This is a genomic window from Salinisphaera sp. G21_0 (assembly GCF_017744115.1).
Lineage (GTDB): Bacteria > Pseudomonadota > Gammaproteobacteria > Pseudomonadales > Endozoicomonadaceae > Endozoicomonas.
The window spans coordinates 1-795 of sequence record NZ_JAGHQW010000209.1 but is presented as its reverse complement, the minus strand read 5'-3'; the positions used below and the strand labels follow the sequence as shown (position 1 = coordinate 795).

The window sequence follows — 795 nt, the reverse complement described above, 5'->3', positions numbered from 1 at the left end:
CGCCAGAGAATCTCCAGCATCATACGTTTAGATAGCGTGAATTCCCATCGTAGGCCAAGCTGTTGGCGCAGTGGCTGTAATGCATTCCATTGCGCCGGGGTTGGGGCTGGCTTCAGGTTTCTGCACAATTCAAGGTATTCCTTCCTCTCAGGTTCAGGGAGCTGCGTTAGTGCAAATTTTGTTAAAGCCAGTGGTGCAGGAATGGATAATGCCTTAATGAGTACTTCATTGCAGCGTGGATCTTCACGATGTTTTTCAATCCAGAACCGGATACCAGTTCCTCCATGGATAGCCAATATCGGCAGCAATGATTTCAGCGCAGCAAGAACCGCCACTCGGTCATTTCGTGGACTTTTGTGGGCATTAAGATATTGTTGGAATTCGGCAATGGTTATGTTCCATTTTGCGGACGCAGAAGAGAAGTACAGAGCCAGTGCTTTCATTTGACTTGATTCTAAAAGTTCATCTTCTTTATCACTGCTGTCGCCTCCAATGTCCGTAGAATAACCTTGCTGTTTAAGAGATTGGCGGAGTTTGTGCTCATTATCAGTCAGTTTTTCTCCTGAGGGTACTCCAAAGCCTGCAAATATGAGGCAAGAAAGTTTCAGAAGACTCTTCTTTTCATCCGCGGGTAGCCATTGAATAAAGGCTTGCACTTTCGTCTTTTCCGGTAAGCCTTTGCCATGACACATGGAGGAAATATTGGTGACCAGTGCCCGGTCGAGCGGTTTGCCCTTAACGTCCTCGTCTTTGCCCTCCTGCCAGCCCTCTTTCAAGCAGGGCAGGGTCAGGAAG

General features: G+C 47.7%; 1 protein-coding gene. It reads right to left on the bottom strand.

Annotation, left to right across the window (positions count from 1 at the left end; genetic code table 11):
- The coding region (locus J7439_RS25690; protein WP_209204899.1) for a hypothetical protein at nt 1-795 on the bottom strand (795 nt) is incomplete at both ends.